We start from the raw sequence: 2,710 nt of genomic DNA, 5'->3' as shown, positions 1-2,710 counted from the left end.
CAGCCCACGTTCCCTCGCCGCGCCCGTCCATTGTCGCGGCGCTGGTCGACGCTCGCCAATCTTGCCGCCGCCCTGCTCGTCATCTTCGCGCTTGCCGCCACATCCATCTCCGGCGCCCCGCGCACGCTCTGGTCGTCGCTCTTCCAGCAGGCGCGATCCTTCTTGGTCCGCAGATAAGTGCCGGGCAGCGGCACAGACCGCCCGCCGGCTTCGAAAATGGCACTCGCAAACCCCTGGCCTTCAGACTCGATCCAGAGCTCGAAAGTCGGCTTGCCCGCCGCGGAAATGCGGAAACTGCCGGCGTCATCGAGCCTCTGGAAGTGGCAGGGATAGTCACCGTCATCGGTCGTGAAGCAGCGCGCATCCTTCGCCTGCGCCGCCGACACGGATGCCAGTGTACCCAGCAATGCGACAACGATCAGGCGAGATGGCCTCACTCGAACACCATGGCACAAAACTTGATGTCATCCCGGTTCGACTGCCAGCAGCCGGGTTCTTCAGACAGTGCTGAAAAAGCGCCAAGTTCGAGCGGAGGTTGTCCCGGCCTGGCGTCGGCGGCAATGCGATAGCCGAGGCCCTTGTCGCTCTCGGTCAGGGCAAAGGCGAAGGTCTGGCCATCGGGCAAGACAAAGGTCAACCCGCCCCCGTCAGTCGTCACGTCGCAGTCAAAGTCACCGTAACCAGTCAACGAGCACTGGCCAGAGACGGCCAATGCCGGAGCCGCGAGGGCAAGGCTGGCTGCCAGCATCGCCCCCGTGAACATAATCTTCATGCATTCCCCCAGAACGCGAGATAACCAAAGGCCCGCGGGCCCCGGAAATCAAGCTTATGGCAGAAATCGCAGCAAACCCAACGTGTTTTATTGCGCTTTGACGACGAAGGTAAAGGCGAGCGGCGCCCAAAACCTATGACTGGCTGCGGGGGCCCAACAATGGGGTCAGGGCCCGTTCCACATCCTGGGGCGAATATGGTTTTACGATTACCGCATGGGCCTGCCACTCATCGGGCAAGCCGTCTCGGCCGTAGCCCGTGGCAAAGAGCAGCGGCACGCCGCGATCGGCCAGAATCCGGGCCGCGGGAAAGACGTTGGAGCCGCCGATATTGACGTCGAGAATAGCGACATCCACCGGCCCGACCTCCTGCGCCCGCGAGATCGCCTGGTCGAGGCGCATGGCCTGCCCGACCACTTCGCAGCCAAGATCGGCCAGAATGTCCTCAAGGCTGAAGAGCACCAGCGTCTCGTCCTCGACCACAAAGATGCGGCTACCCGGAAACTTAGCCAAGAGCGAGCTCCTTTGACACATAGGAGGTCGGAGGAATGACAAGTCGGGCCATGAGGCCGGCGGGTTCGTAACGCAGATCGAGCTGGCCGCCGAGTTCCCCTGTCACCACCGTATCCAGCAACCGCGATCCGAACCCGCGCCGCGCCGGTTCGCCAACCGCCGGTCCGCCTGCCTCGCGCCATTCAAGCACAAGATTGTCCGCGTCGTCTTCCTGCCAGAAAACAAAAAGCTGTCCCGTGGGCACAGAAAGCGCCCCGTGCTTGACCGCATTGGTCGCCAGCTCGTGCAGCAGCAGCGCCAGGGCGATGGTGGACTTGGAATTGACCACCACGGTTGGCCCACCATAGCTCACCTGGGCATCTCCATAGGCGCTAAGCTCCTGGCAAACGAGGCGTCCGATTTCAGTATCGTGCCACTGGCGGTCGCTCAGCATGCCGTGAGCCTTGGACAGGGCGGTGATCCGCGCCTGGAAAGCGTCGCGCGCAGTAATGGCATCGGCCGTGGCGCGCAGGGTCTGGCTGGCAATGGACTGCACGGTGGCAAGTGTATTGTTCACGCGGTGATTAAGCTCATCGATCAGCAGCCGCTGGCGGCGCTCGGCGCGCACGGCCTCGGTTCGATCCATCCCCTGCACGAAGACGCCGGTAATGCTGCCTCCGGGGTCGCGGATCGGGTGATAGGAAAAATCGAGGAAGGTCTCCTCCGGCTCCTGCCCCTCATGCCGCACCAGTAACAGGCGCGCGCTTTCTGCCTGGTGAACATAACCATCGTGGAAAACACGGTCGAGCAGATCGACAAATCCCTGCTCCACGATTTCAGGCAAGGCCTCGGATAAAGGCAGGCCCACGACGGCCCGGCCACCGATCAATCGTTGATAGGAGTCGGAAGTGAAGGTGAAGACGTGGTGGGGCCCGGAAAGAATGGCGAAAAATGCTGGCGCTTGCTGAAAGAGGCGGCGGAAATCGATATTGGCAGCCTCTACCTCCCGCGTCCGCTCGATCAGCTGCGTTTCCGCCGAGAGCGACATGAAGGGCACGGTGGAGGCCTGACGGATGCGCGCAAATTCGGTCACATCGACCGTATTCTGCATGACGAAAGCCACCCTTCCCACATCGTCGAGGACGGGAACATGAACACATGTCCAATAGCGGCTGTCAAAGCCACCATCGGGCCGGGCTATCGGATAAGGCAGGTAGGCAAGCGTATCGGGCTGGCCAGTCGCAACCACCCTTTCGAGCGACGCCTGCAAGCGCGTGCCGCTTTCCCCGGTATTGGGAAAGGCGTCCATCACATATTGGCCGATAAGATCTTCGAGCCGCCGCTCGGTAGCGGCAAGATAGGCTGAGTTTGCGGCTACGTAGCGCAGGTCTGCATCGAGGAGCATGAAGGGGCTAGGGAGCACGTCAAAGATACGTGCATAGTCGACC

The 2,710-nt window shown here is 62.0% G+C and carries 4 protein-coding genes; all 4 read right to left on the bottom strand.

What is annotated here, in order from left to right:
* The coding region (locus J0I64_RS08400; protein ID WP_291407136.1) for a hypothetical protein at nt 1-437 on the bottom strand (437 nt) is incomplete at its 3' end.
* Nucleotides 434-772 (bottom strand): hypothetical protein, encoded by a 339-nt coding sequence (locus J0I64_RS08395; protein ID WP_291407135.1) that lies wholly within the window; start codon nt 770-772, stop codon nt 434-436. The genes J0I64_RS08400 and J0I64_RS08395, both read right to left, overlap by 4 nt.
* 133 nt (nt 773-905) lie before the next feature.
* Nucleotides 906-1,283 carry a response regulator gene (locus tag J0I64_RS08390; protein WP_291407134.1) on the bottom strand — a complete coding sequence of 126 codons (378 nt, stop codon included), beginning with the start codon at nt 1,281-1,283 and terminating at the stop codon, nt 906-908.
* Nucleotides 1,276-2,710: PAS domain-containing protein (locus J0I64_RS08385; RefSeq protein ID WP_291407133.1), on the bottom strand; the 1,435-nt coding region annotated here is incomplete at its 5' end. The genes J0I64_RS08390 and J0I64_RS08385, both read right to left, overlap by 8 nt.

This window comes from Devosia sp., assembly GCF_017307565.1.
GTDB lineage: Bacteria > Pseudomonadota > Alphaproteobacteria > Rhizobiales > Devosiaceae > Devosia.
This window is presented reverse-complemented; position numbering and strand designations above follow the sequence as displayed.